Below are 16593 nucleotides of genomic sequence, written 5' to 3' on the forward strand. Positions count from 1 at the left end.
TGCCAGCCTTTACGATTTTGTGCTAATACAGCATTAGAAAAAAGGAGAATACAAATAAAACAGAAGGGGGTAAATTTCATGGTGCTATTGCAATTGTTAGATATTCTGTCCAAATCTAAAATATATTCTTGAGCAAAAGCTTCCTGCTTAATTTTTTTTTAAGTAGGGACTAAGCATAGTTTGAATGAATATGTGAGTGGAAGTTTTTAAAACTTAGACAGGCTGAATGGATGTGTTAAACGGGCGAATGTTTTCGGGCTTAAAAGTTTGCTTCTTGCAAACAACTTCATTTGCTAGTTATATGGCTCACGCCGCCGGGCTTCGTTCTTACAACGGGACTCACCCGCTTCATTTGAAAACTGCTGCGCATGTTTTCAAATGACTTCGCCTGGCACCGCACCGGCTAATGCCGCTTATGCAAGAACTGTTGTTACAATAAAATTATTTTATCCTGGCTGAATTCGAAGAGGTCAGCTGAAGTGTGCGACGCAACGATGATGACATCAGGTAAAATGCTCACTCCACAAAAATCAGATAAACTAAAAAGCGCCTCAAAATGATGAGACGCTTTTTTTGTTTTTATGTAATTAGGTTATAATGTTTACTGTTATATCTAACCTTCTTTTCTTACCACCACCACTTTACCGCGATCTGCTTTGTACATATCCGCATACATTTTAACCAGTTCCTTATAGTCGCTTGCAGGAAACTTGCCTGCTTTTCTTTCGAACAAACGGGTTAGCACAACCTTCGTTCCATCAACTTTATAGTTGATTTTATATTGACCGAACTTGTTTGTAAAAGCAACCGGTTGTGGAAGCGCTTCGGTAACAAAACCTGCAGGCAAAGCAATTTCTACCGTATCCACATCGCGGTATTCATAAATAAGATCTATATCGTTTTGCCTTTCGGCATCATTTAGTTTTAATGTTGTTTTGCTTAAAAGATTAGGTTGAATAAATATTCTCTTACCACTAACCTGGGCATAATTTTCTGCAACTACGTTTAGCTTTTCATCGATAGCAGGTATTTGAGAATGAATGGTTTTGTAATCGAAAGAAGTAATATCATAAGTTGGCAGATCGATCTCTTTTTTTAAATATTCAAGTTGCTCTTTTTTTGAATAAGAATTTATCATCGAAAAAAGGTCGTCCTGCTGCATGCCCGAATATTGGGTTTCAATATCTGCATTCAACTTTCCATTTTCGTCGAGCGTTGCACTAACTTTTCTTACCTGCAGATTGTCGTTAAAATTATAGGTGGGTGTTTTAACCAGGTGGCCTCCATTTTCATCTACCATAAGTGCGTACCTGTTACTTGTAAAACCGCTTAGGTATCCTGCCGGTAAAGTTTGATCTGTACACTCAAGCCAGACCGTATCTTTTTGCATGGGCACCGATAAGATAACGTGGTTGAACTGCTGGGCGGGAAAATCTTCTACAATTGATCTTTTAAAAGTACCCGCCTTAACCAGGGTATATACCGATCTTATTCCGGCTTCCTTCAACAATGAAAACATGTAATTGGTCAGCGCCTTACAATCTCCGTATTTTTTTTCGGCAACATATGCAGCATCAAAAGGCTGCCATCCGCCAATGCCCAACTGTATGCTTATATATCTTGTATTTTTCTGCATATAGTTATATAAAATGGCGATCTTCTTTTTCACGTCAGGCTCCTTGTCTGCCACTTCGTGAACAGCTGTTTTAATGGCGGCAGGCAAATTGTCCCTGTTTTGTTTTAAACTATACACAAACTTTCCGAACTCTTTCCAGTTACTCATATTTCCCTTAAAGCCGTCTATCTCAAAATTTGTAGCTCCTGCAATTACTGTTGGAGTTATTTTTTGCCACTCAGGTCCGGCATACTCATCCTTTACTGCCAAAAGATTTTTAACTTCCCAACGATACACCTTCTCTTTTGCACCTGTAATTACCGGCTCTTTATCGTAATGAAAAGCCTTGTAACGTATGTTATAATCAAGCGGACATACAATTTCAAAGATGCTGCTCTCTACCGTGTATTCCTCATCTTCCACCGGCATCCACGAGGGCATAAACATTAGTTCATTTCTCTTTATTTCAACTTCATACTCTACAGTATACGGATAGACCTTATAAAAAAAGTTGTGGCTTTTATACCTGTTATCATCCGCAAGGCTACTCTCGCTGGTAGCAGTACGATCGCTGATTTCAGCATTTTTTAATGACCTTATCTTTTTGCCTTCTGCATCGTACAAAGAAGCATCAACGGAGCGAATAGCGGTGTACTTATCATAGCCCTCTGACCAACCTGCGTGCTTGTCGCCATTTTCATTTAAAATAGTTACGGCTGTTTTATAATAATAAACCGCGCTACCCGGATCTTTTATTTCATAACGCACGTATTCTACACGTTTAACTGCAGAAGCATCTTTTAATAGTGAAGGATCTATTTTAGCGACAGCGTACTTATTGTCTTCGCCGGCAAAACACAGCGATACAAAAAATGACAGCAACAGCGTATATAATATTTTCGTCCTCATGTTTACGGCTTAATTTTTTTCAGTACTATTTGTTCACTATGCTTTTTTACAATGTAACCAAAGAAGTCTCTTAAGCTCTGGTAATCGTCAGGCAAAAAAGTAGCTTTATTCAACTTTACTGTTGACCTCAACTGTATTTCATTTTCATCCTTAGCTATGAGATATTCAAACATACCTTCATCGTCGTTAAATTTAACCCTGCTTGACTTTGGTAATTCTTCTATTGCATAGCCCTTGGGAATTTCCATTTTCAATACAAAGGTTTCGTTCATTGCGTACGGCATTTCTACCGGGTAAAGGCGTTCTGCTGATTTAAAAGGATTTTCTTTATAAGCTTCGCCAAAAACGGGGTTTAAATATATCATTTCATCTTCCGGCTTAAACCTAATCTCGTAGCTGACTGTTACCGGTGCCTCGTAGATTTTCAATGAGTCGATATGTTGATTAGACAGGTCAACATCAAACGCAAAGCCTTTTTTTACTTCTTTAAAAAATGTCTCTGCGGTTGTTTTTACAATCTTCTCGCGAAATCTCGCAGATTCATAATCGCCGAGGTAAGAAACAAAGTTTCCTTTTAATCCACCTTTTTCATCATTTATAATAAAAACTGTCGTCAGCTTATTCTCATGTATTGAATCTGCGCTTAGGTTAATTAGTTCCGGAAGATCTTTATCAATTATTCGGGCGTAGCCGTTATAACAATCAAGGTCTAAATGACCAAAACCTAACTTGTCTTGCGAAGCATCCAGCAGGTAACTTTCATTGCCAATAATAACTTTTGATATTACATAATTCAGCCTTTCTAATATGGGGTAAACTTCCAGTGCCTTACCGTGATCGCGGGTGCTAAGCATAACAGGACGCGCATCGAAACCTTTGTTCTTTAGGAGCACTGTCAGCAATAGGTTGATATCGGCTACATTACCATTTTTAGTCTGATATACTTTTTTCAAAGGGTTAGACAAATACTTTGCACTGTAATTTGTACAACTCATATTGTCGCGCACAAATTCAAAAATCTTTTTTGCCGACTCCATGGGTGTGGTAGCACCGGCAGTAATTTTCTTTAATTCATCGTTCCAGTAACTTGCGTTCTGGGCAAGGTTGGCGCCGAAGTCCTCGTCTTTCAACAACTCTTCGCATACCATATTCCAGTTGCTCATTATATCTTTCTCCGGTGAATTAGGATATTTCACCCTGGATAGTTGAAAAGCAATTTTAGAGATATGATTATCTAAAGTGGTAGTGAAGTTTTCTTTTTTAAGCGCAGGAATATTTTCCATCGCCCATCTATGGTTCACGGTACTTGTTCTAAATGAATACAGTTCACTTTTTCTTGCTATATCGCCGTCTAAAATATTATAGATCTCGTTTCCCACTGAACCTTCATCTACCTTATAAGGAGTATAGCCCTGTGTGAGTGTCACAAAGTTAAACACTGAGGGAATGGACACCTGGTATTCGCTCCATACAACCGGGTACGCTCCCTGGAAATTCCATGAACGCAAATCACCAGGATAAGGGGATACAAAACTGTATTTTATCTCGATAATGCTGCCCTCTTTTATGTTTGGCAGGGTAAATTTTCTAACTGTATAATTTTTGTTTAGCCTGTCTTTAAAGATCGAAGCTTTGTCCAGCTTAAAAGTTTCCACTTTCCCGTTTTCAAAATTGTGGGTGCTTGCTTCCAGGCTTTCAATCCTTTCTTCAGCGGCTCCTGATGCATACAACGGAATAGATATGGTTGCAAGGTCGAATGAGTTACGATTGAGTAACCTGATACGCGTGTGTCTTTTAAAGGCAATCGAAAAACCGCCCGATGTATTTCCTTGATAGGTAGAAGAGCCAACGTCGTACAAAATAACACCGCTTGCACTACTGTCAACAGCATATGCTGTAGGAGAAAAGTCAGATGGCTTTATATCACCAAACTTGACTACTGCTTTTTGTGAGAACCCGGTAATAGATAAACCCAAAAGGGAGGGCAACAAAAGGCCCCTAATAAACTTTCGCATTTTTTAAAGGTGTGGTTGTAGAAATTTGATGAACATTTGTAGCAAATACAAGAACTATTTTTACCAGGTTATATTGCACTAAAGGAAATTAATTGATAGAAAAACGTACTATATGGATTAAAAGCAAATGCCGCCAATTAGGCTTCGATTATTGCGGAATTGCTCGCGCCCAAAAGCTTGACGACGATGCCCGGCGTTTAGAAGCTTGGCTATCAAAGGGTATGCACGGCAAAATGCAGTACATGGAAAACTACTTCGATCTGAGAACAGATCCAACTAAGTTGGTACCGGGAGCAAAAAGTGTAATCACAGTTTTAATTAATTATTTCCCCCATCAGCAGCAAAGCCTGGAAGTGCCTAAAATTGCTAAATATGCGTATGGCCAGGACTACCATGAAGTGATAAGAGAGAAGTTGAAGCAATTGTTGTTGTTGATGAAGCAGGAGTTCGGGGAAATCAACGGTCGTGGCTTTGTAGATAGTGCGCCCGTTCTCGAACGGGCATGGGCTACTAAAAGCGGGCTTGGGTGGATCGGCAAAAATGGCAACCTCTTAAATAAGCAGGCCGGTTCTTTCTTTTTTATTGCTACACTTATTGTCGATATTGAATTGAGTTATGACGATCCCTTTGCAAAAGATTATTGCGGCAGTTGTCGCCGATGTATAGACGCCTGTCCCACCGATGCTATCCTAGAGAATAAAGTAGTAGACGGCAGCAAGTGTATCAGCTATTTTACTATCGAGTTAAAAGATGCCCTTTTACCCGAGCATCTAAAATCCCAGTTCTCCGACTGGATGTTTGGCTGCGATGTTTGCCAGGATGTATGCCCGTGGAATCGTTTCAGCAAACCACACAACGAAACCCAGTTTACCCCTCTCCCACAGGTATTAAATTTTAGCAGCAACGATTGGGAAGATCTCACAGAAGAAAGCTTTAAACTCATCTTCAAAAATTCGCCCCTCAAAAGAAGAAGGTTTGAAGGTATAAAAAGAAATCTGCGCTTTATTAAAAGTTAACGCATTGGTTGGGTATGATAATTTCATTTGGTACCAGCCTTTATAATTCTTACGCAACAGCGGTTGCGTCGCACTCTTGTACTTTTAAAGTTCTATTCATCCCACAAATACATTCCCTTCAACAAATTAAAACAACAAGCTCTTTAAATTATTAGCAACAATTAAGGGGGGTGAGCTTTTAAATTCAAAAGTTGCCATTGTTTCTGATTTTTAAAAAAAGTAACTTTATAACAGTCTCAAACTTTTACAGTAATGATTTCAAATCCCTTAAAAAAACTGCCTGGTTTTATCGGATATCTCATCGGTAGTTTTTTCATTGTTGTATTATGGCTCATTGAAAAGCTTTTTTCGCCCGTTGTAAAATTATGGCCAAAGAAAAAGTAAGGTCTTAAAGGGGGGACAGAATAAGTGAACTTACTACCTATAGAAGATATATGCAGATTAGCTCTTACTACAACGTTGGCAGCGAAATTGATATATTACCAGAAAGATCAGCAATGAGAAAAATCATAATGGCTTCGGCCCTGTTTATTGCACTTACAAGCTGTGGCGGTAGCGGTTCTACAAATAGTAATGCCGATAGCGGCGCTACAACTAATGATCCTGGCCTTACTAATCCAACCGCAATAGATACCACAAAGCACCCGGATGGCATCATCAATGGCAGCGTGATTAGTACGGACACGGCTGCGATGAACGTTCAGAACTCTATTAATAAAGCTAACGAGGCCAGGAAAAAGAAAGAGTAAGAAAGCTGCCGGCTGTTAGCCATTAGCTAGGAGCTTTTGTGCCTGACTTTTTAACAAGTACTAGTAACCATCCACATCTTTATATCTTTGCGGCCCTTCATTTACCTGAAGGGTTTTTTCTTATGTATCGTTTGCCTGCCGGTTTTGCTTATCTTATTTAAACCTATTTATGAATAAAGCTATTTTATTTGACCTTAATGGAACAATGATTGACGATATGGAATATCACGCACGAGCGTGGTTTAATATTCTTAATAACGACTTAAAGGCAAACTTATCAATAGAAGCCGTGAGAAAAGAGATGTATGGAAAAAACTCTGAAGTATTGATAAGGGTATTTGGAGATAATAAATTTACAGAAGAAGAAATGGATGCTTTATCCATAGAAAAAGAAAAACGCTACCAGAAAGAGTTCTTCCCCCAGTTAAAACTTATAGACGGACTAAATCAATTTTTAGCAGAAGCAAAGCGTAAGCATATAAAAATGGCTATTGCTTCAGCTGCTATTCCTTTCAATATAGATTTTGTTCTTGATAACCTGCACATACGGCATTTCTTTTCCGCAATAGTAAGTGCAGACGACGTAACTACCAGTAAACCTCATCCTGAAACTTTTTTAAAGGCTGCTACCCTATTAAATACACCGCCCGAAAACTGTTTTGTATTTGAAGATGCTCCCAAAGGTGTTGAGGCAGCACAAAATGCAGGCATGAAAACAGTTGTTCTAACTACGATGCATGAAAAGGAAGCGTTTTCGCAGTACAATAATATCGTCGCTTTTGTAAAAGATTATGCTGATCCTTTTTTTTCTGAATTGTTAAACGATGCCAATAAGCACGATTGAAAAAAGATGCACAAAGGTTTACCGATGAACGTAATGCGACGCAACAATGTATCAATGGAAAACAAACGGGTAAAGCCATACATTCATCTCTTATAAAGCACAACATGCAATGCAGCATAAATGATCGTTCACCTCGTTAGTTAAAGAGGTAAAACCATTTTAGACCGAAAAACAGCTTTCAAGTTCTAACTTTTGCCGTGAAAGAGTACGTTTTATTTATTGATACAGAAGCTTCCGGACTTCCTAAAAACTGGAAGCTGCCTTATAATACACCTGGGAACTGGCCCCACTGTGTACAGATTTCATGGGTTATTTATAGTAAGGAGCAGAAAGAAGTAAAAGCAGAGAACCACTACATAAAAAATAACGATTTTGTAATAGCAGATTCGGCTATTAAAGTACATGGAATTACAAGAAAATTTTTAGATGCTCAAGGTGAAAACAGGAAAGACGTATTAAAGCTGCTTGCAGATGACCTTATTAAATTTAAGCCGCTTGTGGTTGGCCATTTTATGCAGTTCGATATTCATATGCTGGGTGCCGATTTTTTTCGTGAAGGACTGGAAGATCCAATAAAAAAAGAAGCGACTTTCTGCACAATGCTTGGGTCTACCGGTCTTATTAAAAACCCTGCTGTAAAATTTCTGAGGTTAGAACAATTGTATAAAACCCTGTTCGATACCACGCTCGAAGATCACCATAATGCAATAGTAGATGCACGTGCAACAGCCTCCTGTTTTTTTGAATTAATAAAACGTGGCGAAATAGCTGAAGAAATAATTGCACGCCAGCAAAGAGAAGTTGCAAAAGACGTAACTGTGCCGGCTCGGGATGGTTGCCTTTTACCAATGCTTATTATTATCTCAATGACACTTTTAATCTGTTATTTATGAACCAACGTGTAGAGATTTTAAAAGAAACCGCTCCTTTTAATTTATTACCTGAAGATGTATTGCAGGAAGTTTCGGGCTTATTGGAAGAAATAAAATACAATAAGGAAACGGTAATATATCAACAGGAAGTAACCAAAATGAACAGGGTTGATATTATTGCAAAAGGTGAATACGAATCGTTCTTCTACGACAGCGCCCAAAATAAAAGATACATAGAGCATCATACCTTTTGTTTTTCTTATGGGGGAATATCTATTTTATTAAACCGAAAGCGATCTCTAAAAACCGCGGTAGCAAAAAAAGGGACCGTTGTGTATGCTTTAGGACGTAAGGATTTTGTTGAGTTGTGCATGACGTTCGAAAAATTCTTCCACTACTTTACTGCTCAATTTGGAAAGAGGATGTTGGATGACGAATTTGCTCATTTTGTAAAACGCCCAACATTTTTCGAAGAGAGTTATATAGCAGCGGACCAATTGTATTCGAAAAAGATTGAAAGCATTCAATATCGCGACATTGTTTCCTGCCCCGGCTCCACTCCCATTTATCAAGGGGCGAAATTGATGGCGAAAAATAAGGTTAGCTGCCTGTTTGTAACCGATGAGAGTGGTAAAATAGCCGGCTTTGTTACAGACATTACAATACGTGATAAGGTTGTAGCAAATATGTCAGATGCCACTAGCCCGGTTGTAAGTATTATAGATAAACCGATCGTTTCGATAAGTACAGACGCGTATGTTTACGAGGCGATACTTATGATGTTTAGAACAAAGACAAGATATCTATTAATAAAAAATAAGGGTGAATATGTAGGGTTTCAAAGTCGTAATAAGTTATTGAGTGAACAGGCGCAGTCACCATTGATATTTATACAGTCAGTTAAATCGGCGTCTACAGTAAACGAACTGAAGAGAAAATGGGAAAAAGTACCTGAGATAGTGACCCAGTTGCTTGAAAGAGGTGTGAATGCAGAAATAGCTAACCAGGTAATAACAACAGTGGCCGATACCATAGCAATAAAAGTTATAGAAGGAGTAATAGATGAGCTGGGAATGCCACCGGCAAAATTTGTTTTTATGGTACTGGGAAGTGAGGGTAGAAAAGAGCAAACACTTAAAACCGACCAGGACAATGCCATTATTTATGAAGACAAAGCGAATGAACACCGCGAAGAAGTAAGAGCGTACTTTTTACAATTTGCAGATAAGGTGTCGGGAAGATTAAATGATATTGGATTTAGTTTTTGCGAAGGTGGATTTATGGCAAAAAATCCTGGTTGGACGCACTCCCTTTCGCATTGGAAAAGAAATTACGCTAGTTGGATAGAAGACGCATTAGCCGAAACAGCCATAAAATTTTCTACATTCTTTGATTGCCGGTATATATATGGTGAAGCATCGTTGATGGACGAACTTAAAACGTTCCTGGACGAGGAGTTACAAAAACCGTTGGAAAAGCTGTTTTACTTCATGGCAAAAAATGCGTTGCAATATGAGCCTCCATTAACATTTTTTAAAAACATTCGTACCACCACTGTTGGCTCTCAGGAAGTTTTTGACATTAAAAAAGCAATGACCCCAATTGTAGACCTGGTGAGAGTATATTCACTTCAAAACAGAATTTTTGAAGTGAATACCGGGGAACGACTTAAAGCGCTTAAAGAAATTAATGTATTTACGGAAACTGCCTTTAATGAACTGAAGCAGTCTTATTATTTTTTGATGAGCATGCGTTTGAAAAGCCAGGCAAACCAAATTATGAATGATAAAAAAGATCCTGACAATTATATTGACTTGAACGCCTTGACGAAGATTGAGCAGGGAACATTAATAGAGATCTTTAAGACAATAACAAACTTCCAGTCAAGGATTCGCATTTATTTTACTAATAATCTGTTCGGATAATATTTTTCAATAATTATTAATCACTACTTTTTTATTTCGATCTTTTTTGCATCATGAGCAACAGCCCGTTCCAGTTCAACTATAAAAATATCTTTAACTAATTTTAAGGTTGATAATCCGGACTTAATAAAAGCAGCAGTTTCTTAATCAATTTATAAATAAGAAATCATGAAAACAATCAAAGCCCAACACAAAGCAGTCTGTGAGCCAATAGGTGATCTTGTTACATATAGGGCAATGCCTACCCATACTGTACCTATGAACCTAATAGATCCTTTTATCTTTTTAAATCATCATGGGTGGCAGCAGTACGAACCAAATAACAACGGTTTGCCTTTTGGCCCTCATCCACATCGGGGTTTTGAAACGATTACTTTTATTTTAGAAGGCGACTTGACTCATAAAGACACAACAGGTGTTGTAAGTGTAATTAAAGAAGGCGGTGTACAGTGGATGACGGCCGGCAAAGGTTTGATACATGCTGAAATATCTTCTCCTGAATTTAAAACTGAAGGCGGACCGCTCGAAATTTTACAGCTCTGGGTAAACTTGCCTGCTAAATATAAAATGACAGAGCCAAAGTACATTGGATTACAAAAAACTGAAATACCAGTCGCTGAATATGACAATGGAAAAGTAGCAGCCCATATTGTTTCAGGAGAATGGAATGATGTAAAAGGACCATTCAACACATTAACAGATATCCACCTTTCGTATATGTATTTTAAGGTAGGAGGTAAATACACCACGCAGGTACCGAAAGAACAAAACATTTTTTTATACATTGTTAAAGGTGAAATGAAAGTAAATGGTGACATCGCAAGACTACATCATCTTGTAGAATTTAACCGTGATGGACAAACCGTTGAAATGAAGGCAACAGCAGACTCAATTATTTTATTTGGGTATGCCACTCCTTTTAATGAACCTTTTTTTGCCTACGGTCCCTTTGTTATGAATACGCGAGAGGAAATTATGCAGGCTTATGATGACATGAAAAACGGCAAATTCGGAGATGAGCAGGCGTTATTGGATTAGTAGTGGTATCGGGGTTTAATTTTTCGTCTAGAGCCGATTAATAGGGCTTCCGAAATGTGGCATTTATTTACAACGCATATTTATTTTTAGACATAACTTGTACCCTTTACTCACTTCAACATTAAAAAAACTTCCATTATGAACTCACGTCGGGACTTTTTACAAAAAATTGCCGCTGCGTCTATTGTTGTACCTTTTTTTCCGAAAGCAGTGGAAGCAAGCACTGAAGTGTACCAGGGACCGTTGCTTCGGGTTGCCATACTTGGCCTTGGAAGCTATGGCACACGGGTTGCTGATGCTATGCAAACATGCAAAAAAGCGAAGTTGGTTGGAGCTATCAGTGGAACGCCTTCAAAGCTTACAAACTGGCAAAGCAAGTACAACATACCAGAAAAGAACTGCTATAGCTACCAAAACTTTGACCAGGTTAAAAACAATCCTGACATCGATGCTATTTATGTCATTACACCGAATTCATTGCACAAAGATTTTGTTATCCGGGCAGCTAAAGCGGGCAAGCAGGTGATTTGCGAAAAACCAATGTCGGTAAATGCTAAAGACGGACAGGAGATGGTAGATGCTTGTAAAAAGGCAAATGTAAAATTGTTGGTGGGGTATCGTATGCATTTTGAACCGAATACTTTGGAGATCATCAGGATGCGCAATGCGGGTGATTTTGGGAAAATTATGTTTTTCCAGGGGTTATCAGGCTTTACCATAGGAGACCCAACGCAGTGGAGATTAAATAAGCAACTAGCCGGTGGCGGAGCTATGATGGATATTGGCGTCTACTCCATTAACGGAGCGAGATATATGATTGGAGAAGACCCGATTTGGGTGACAGCAGAGGAAACCAAAACGGATCCCGTAAAGTTTAAAGAGGGAGTTGATGAAACAATTCAATTTCAGTTAGGCTTCCCGGGCGGAGCTGTAGCCTCTTGTTTATCAACTTATAGTATGAACAATCTTGATCGATTTTTCTTAAATGGTACAAAAGGATTTGCTGAGTTAAATCCATCTACTGGCTATGGTCCTATTAAAGGCCGTACCAACAAAGGCGAATTAAACTTTCCTCATGTTACTCACCAGACAGTACAAATGGATGAGATGTCAGATATTATTCTTAATGGAAAACAACCTGTTGTGCCTGTAGATGGTTCAGAAGGTTTAAAAGACTTGAAAATAATTGATGCCTTATATTTAGCAGCAAGAACCGGTAAAAAGGTGGATATTAAATTATAGGAGTTCTAAGCGGCAAGAAGATTGAAAGGATATAGAAAAGGCATTATTCAGCTTTTCCTGTATCCTTTTTATTATTTTGGGCAAGCTGTAGTGAAAGCCTGAGTTTTCTTAGTTCTAGATAAATAAAATCATCCCACTGTTTTTGCTTAGCCTTGTTTAAGGAGTGGTTTGTTTCCTCATCGTATTGAAGTTGCATTGCCTGGTACTCAGATTTCTTCTGGTTAAAAAGTTCAAGGATTTGGGTATCGTAACTATCAGTAGCAGTAAAACTATACGAGTCAAACTCCCTTTTCAATTTTTGAGCGAAGAGCTCAGCGATATCGAAATGAAGCTGCTCATGTTTTAGTAAAGCCTCACACTGTTTCTGTCTACGGCTCCACGAGCTATTTTTGTCGAAGCTGGCATAAACCTCAAATTCAAAATCTCCTTCAGTATAGAATTTATAGTTGTAACGAATCTCGGCGTAACATTCGGCATCATATCTACTTGTATCATTAACCTTACCGAGGAAGTCATCCCAGGTCAATTGCTGGCTGTCCCTCCATCGAATGCCCTCCTGGGCGAAAACTCCCGTTGTGATAAATAAAATAACAGCGATTAGAACAAGTCTCATTTGCCCCTCCTTAAATCTAATTATTAATGCTATCGTTACAAAATGAAGTCTAACAACTTCCGCGCGTCTTAATCTTTTCAACCTGATTATTATGCATAATACTAAATTACCAGTATTGTAAACAGACCTTAATAATATTTTAATGTTTTAGAAAGCTCCTGCAAAAAATAAAAGAAGGCAACGGCCATTACCAACAGCGAAAGAACCGGCAATCATGATAAAAGAGAGTATTAGAACGTTGCTTTTGACGATGCAAAATAGCTTTAACATTCCGCTAGCTTTTTAAAAACAAAAGCGCTTTACCTACTATACAAAATTTTTCCTGCCAGTTTTTCCCCTCGAATTAAACTCCTTAACATTTTCTTTCATTTTTGGCACCATTTTGTATGGGATGCAAGTAATAAAAAGACCACTTTATGAAAAAGACATTTTTAGCGTTACCTCTTGCCATCCTATTGGTAAATTGTAGCAGCACACGGAACACAAGTAGCACCTCCGGTACATCTGCAAATTCAGGGATAAATGCTTCTGCATCTACAACAGGTACCGGCACTACTGCTGATGCAACAACTTCGGGCTCCGTAGCATCATCGTCAGGTACAGCTACTACTACCGGTTCAGCCTCAACCACAGCGGCAGGCACTTCAACAACCGATAATAGCGGCATGTCTGCTTCTTCTTCGACGACGACATCTGCTTCAGGTTCGGCAAATTCAGGATCTAAGTCGGGTATGGCTTCCGCTAGCTGGAACAATAGCAGCACATCTAAGCCAGGCGCAATTAATTGGGACGTGTATGATCCAAACAACTACATGCAAAACCCTGAGAAGTATTTGCGCCCCGATCAAATGACTAAAGCGGGTGGATGGACTTACAACAAAGACTGGCGTCGCAATACAAACTTTACACCTGAAGCCGTAGGCCAATGGCAGTTAGTTTTAACACCAGAAGTAGCGGCTAATTGGTTGCCAGATACAAGAAGGCCTGAAACATATGCAAGTTTTTGGACTCCCGAAGCAGTTATGGCCCGTTATCAAGCTAACATGGCAGCAGCAGCAAGGACACAAGATTCTATTGCAGCATTAAATGCAACAGCGAACATCAATACCGGCACAACAGGTAGCACGGGAAGAAGAACACCGACAGGAGCACCAGGGTCAGAGGGAATGACAGCAGCAACTAATGCTACTGCCGTGGCATCAGGCTCAGGTACAACCGGAACAGTTGGTACAGGAGGTACAGCAGCTACCACAACAACAGCCACTGACTCAACGGTAGGAACCGAAGCAGGGGCAAATAGTAATGTAACTATTCCATTTGCCTTAACTGCAGTTAACGGTAACAATTTTATGTTGCCAACCTTAAATATGTACATCGATAATGGAAGCTTCACAGCATATACAGGTTGCAACAGTGCAGTTGGAAGTATCGTGGTTAATGGAAGCCAGTTACATTTCGACGAGACGACTCCTTCTACAAATGTTGAATGTATAGGTGGCTTCGACCAGGCTGCATTTATGGATCGTTTACGTCGTGCAGATTCATACGACGTCACTAATAATCAATTCCGTATTAAACAAGGTGACCAGGTGTTAATGATTTTTTCGAAAAATGCATTATAAATAAGCAAAGGATATAGGAATTATAAATAGATAGAGGTCGTCTCAAAACTAAGGTTGAGGCGACCTCTTTTTACGTTGTAACGTAACTATACCAAAATGGTTTTAACCTGAACCTGTCTTTGGTTTACTCATAAGTTTGACAACAATTCTTGCTTCGGCGCAATCTTGCGCTGCCTCTTACCTGCGCCGAAGACTTTTAACAGTACTTGTCCGAACTAATTTTTGTTAGTATTCGTTCCAAAATGCATTTTCAGGGGTAAATGAAAATGCCCGTGAAAAATTATTGTTATAAAGTTCTTTTTATTGTTAGCGTCAGAAGAATCCTTTGTTTCCACAAATCTTATGTTACCGGGAAAAATGTATACGACATAACCTTTTTCTCCTTTTTCTCCTTTTTCATCTTTTTCATCTTCCTGTCTACATGCTACCAGTTGTAGTGACAAAAACACAATACCATTTTAAATTTGGAGAGAAGGTTCATCATTGATAGCATACAATGTTTTTTGTTACTGGCATGCAAATTTATTCAACCTATGTAAAGTAAACCTGTAACAAATATGATTGAGAGGTCATTGGAAACTTATTTTCCGAAGGTAGTAGCAGAAATCAAAGGATTTGCGGTTTTTATGATTGATACTAATGCAATTATTCGAACATGGAATAAAGGCTGCGAATTAATGAAAGGTTATACTGAAGCGGAAGCGATAGGAGAAAATTTCAGCATTCTTTTTCCTCAGTTCTTACGAGAACAAAACCTGCCTGAAAAAGAGGTACAACTGGCAAAAGAAACAGGCAGATATGAATCTGAAAACTGGCGAAGAAAAAAGAACGGGGACTTGTTTTGGGCGTTTGTCGTTTTAACAAGAATTACGGATGAGCAAGGAAACCTGGTAGGATTTGTAAAAATAACGCAGGATCAGACTGACAAGAAAAACTACGAGGACCAGCTAAAAAGCAAGATGGAAGAATTAAACAATATTAATTTAAAGCTTCGCGATCTTAATAATGAACTGAGAAGATCAAACTCAAGTTTCGAGGAGTTTGCCTACGCCTCGTCGCACGACCTGCAGGCACCTTTAAGAAAGATAAATTATTTTATCGACCAACTAAAAACGGAGTTGGGGGAACAACTTAACGGGAAGCCTTTGGAGTTTATTACACGTATTGAAAATTCGACCAGCAGGATGGAAAAGCTGATAGAAGATTTATTAACCCTGTCGAATATTAGTGAGGGCACGGGGGAAATGTCGGAGATCGATTTGAATCAGTTGGTCAAAGACGTATTAGAAGACCTGGAGCTGGAGATCGCAGAAAAAGCTGCAAAAATTTCGGTTGCAAGTCTACCCAAGGTGCGCGGGAATAGCCGACAAATGCATCAATTTTTTCAGAATTTAATAAGTAACTCAATAAAGTACACAAAGCCGGATTTGCCCCCGCTTTTACAGATTTCGTCAGATGAAGTAAGTGGCAGTGAAGTAAAGGCAAGTCAGCCACTTGCAGAGGCAGATAAAAAGTATCACCTGATTCAATTACAAGATAATGGAATTGGATTTGAGCAGGAATATGCTGAAGAAATCTTTAAAGTATTTACCCGTTTACACAATACCTCCGACTACCCGGGTACAGGAGTTGGACTGAGCATTGTACAAAGAGTAGTCGAAAATCATAGGGGATGTATTTGGGCGGAAAGCCAACCAGGGGAAGGAGCAAGTTTTAAAGCGCTTCTCCCTATTGATTAAGTGATACACCTATCCCTTTCGGTTCAAAAATTTAAACCGGGTGGTATCATAAAATTGATGGCGAGTTAATAAATAGAAGTTAGGCTGCTAATGCGACTACAACCGTAGAAGTATGCGACGCAACAAAGGTTTATAGTAGCGCTGATGCTCAATTCCCAAAACTTTCTTCTGTTCTTTATTAAACATAGAAGGCTTTACACTACAAAAGGCTAACACGATTTATTTCGCAGTTGAACATTGGTAAAATAGAATATTATTTACGCTTTAGAGCTTCTGCGATTGCTTTTTCAGGTAATAGTTCGCCGGTTTTGTAAACTGAGAGATTTTAAACGAGCACCCCAGAACAAACCTGGCGGGATAACTTTGTAGCTCACAAAAAAGAAATGTTATAAAG

General features: G+C 38.9%; 13 protein-coding genes. 9 read left to right on the top strand and 4 right to left on the bottom strand.

All coding sequences use genetic code 11. The annotated features are described in order from the left end of the window. Window positions 1–613: 613 nt before the first annotated feature. Together JWR87_RS09995 and JWR87_RS10000 are read right to left on the bottom strand one after the other, a co-directional pair. Window positions 614–2524, bottom strand: a complete 1911-nt coding sequence (locus JWR87_RS09995; protein ID WP_297819113.1) for a DUF3857 domain-containing protein — start codon at window positions 2522–2524, stop codon at window positions 614–616. A 2-nt stretch (window positions 2525–2526) separates the two neighbouring features. Continuing rightward, the gene (locus JWR87_RS10000; protein WP_297819116.1) at window positions 2527–4539 is read right to left on the bottom strand and encodes a transglutaminase domain-containing protein; all 2013 of its coding nucleotides are present in this window, start codon (window positions 4537–4539) and stop codon (window positions 2527–2529) included. A gap of 92 nt (window positions 4540–4631) precedes the next feature. On the opposite strand from JWR87_RS10000, the gene queG reads away from it, so the two are divergent. From queG to JWR87_RS10035, 7 genes are all read left to right on the top strand, one after another. Then, window positions 4632–5555 carry a tRNA epoxyqueuosine(34) reductase QueG gene (gene queG / locus JWR87_RS10005; protein WP_297819119.1) on the top strand — a complete coding sequence of 308 codons (924 nt, stop codon included), beginning with the start codon at window positions 4632–4634 and terminating at the stop codon, window positions 5553–5555. Window positions 5556–6052: 497 nt separating this feature from the next. Further along, window positions 6053–6304, top strand: a complete 252-nt coding sequence (locus tag JWR87_RS10010) for a hypothetical protein (RefSeq protein ID WP_297819122.1) — start codon at window positions 6053–6055, stop codon at window positions 6302–6304. 169 nt (window positions 6305–6473) lie between these two features. Beyond that, complete coding sequence (locus JWR87_RS10015) at window positions 6474–7148, top strand: HAD family phosphatase (RefSeq protein WP_297819126.1); 675 nt, start codon at window positions 6474–6476, stop codon at window positions 7146–7148. 197 nt (window positions 7149–7345) lie between these two features. Continuing rightward, window positions 7346–8041 carry a 3'-5' exonuclease gene (locus tag JWR87_RS10020; RefSeq protein WP_297819127.1) on the top strand — a complete coding sequence of 232 codons (696 nt, stop codon included), beginning with the start codon at window positions 7346–7348 and terminating at the stop codon, window positions 8039–8041. Next, on the top strand, window positions 8038–9945 hold the full coding sequence (locus tag JWR87_RS10025) for a DUF294 nucleotidyltransferase-like domain-containing protein (RefSeq protein ID WP_297819128.1): 1908 nt from the start codon (window positions 8038–8040) through the stop codon (window positions 9943–9945). The genes JWR87_RS10020 and JWR87_RS10025 overlap by 4 nt, the downstream gene beginning before the upstream one ends. Before the next feature lie 168 nt (window positions 9946–10113). After that, complete coding sequence (locus JWR87_RS10030) at window positions 10114–10983, top strand: pirin family protein (RefSeq protein ID WP_297819129.1); 870 nt, start codon at window positions 10114–10116, stop codon at window positions 10981–10983. A gap of 138 nt (window positions 10984–11121) precedes the next feature. Further along, the gene (locus JWR87_RS10035; protein ID WP_297819130.1) at window positions 11122–12225 is read left to right on the top strand and encodes a Gfo/Idh/MocA family oxidoreductase; all 1104 of its coding nucleotides are present in this window, start codon (window positions 11122–11124) and stop codon (window positions 12223–12225) included. A 43-nt stretch (window positions 12226–12268) separates the two neighbouring features. On the opposite strand, the gene JWR87_RS10040 is transcribed toward JWR87_RS10035, so the two are convergent. Further along, window positions 12269–12838, bottom strand: coding sequence for a DUF922 domain-containing protein (locus JWR87_RS10040; RefSeq protein WP_297819131.1), 570 nt, complete (start codon window positions 12836–12838; stop codon window positions 12269–12271). A 416-nt stretch (window positions 12839–13254) separates the two neighbouring features. Between JWR87_RS10040 and JWR87_RS10045 the strand changes: the two genes are divergently transcribed. Next, complete coding sequence (locus tag JWR87_RS10045; protein ID WP_297819132.1) at window positions 13255–14460, top strand: META domain-containing protein; 1206 nt, start codon at window positions 13255–13257, stop codon at window positions 14458–14460. 215 nt (window positions 14461–14675) lie between these two features. On the opposite strand, the gene JWR87_RS10050 is transcribed toward JWR87_RS10045, so the two are convergent. Further along, entirely contained in the window at window positions 14676–14909 is a 234-nt protein-coding gene (locus tag JWR87_RS10050) for a hypothetical protein (RefSeq protein ID WP_297819133.1), read from the bottom strand. Between the two features lie 108 nt (window positions 14910–15017). Between JWR87_RS10050 and JWR87_RS10055 the strand changes: the two genes are divergently transcribed. Further along, on the top strand, window positions 15018–16199 hold the full coding sequence (locus tag JWR87_RS10055) for an ATP-binding protein (protein WP_297819134.1): 1182 nt from the start codon (window positions 15018–15020) through the stop codon (window positions 16197–16199). Window positions 16200–16593: the final 394 nt, after the last annotated feature.

Source organism: Segetibacter sp. (assembly GCF_025963695.1).
Taxonomy (GTDB): domain Bacteria; phylum Bacteroidota; class Bacteroidia; order Chitinophagales; family Chitinophagaceae; genus Segetibacter.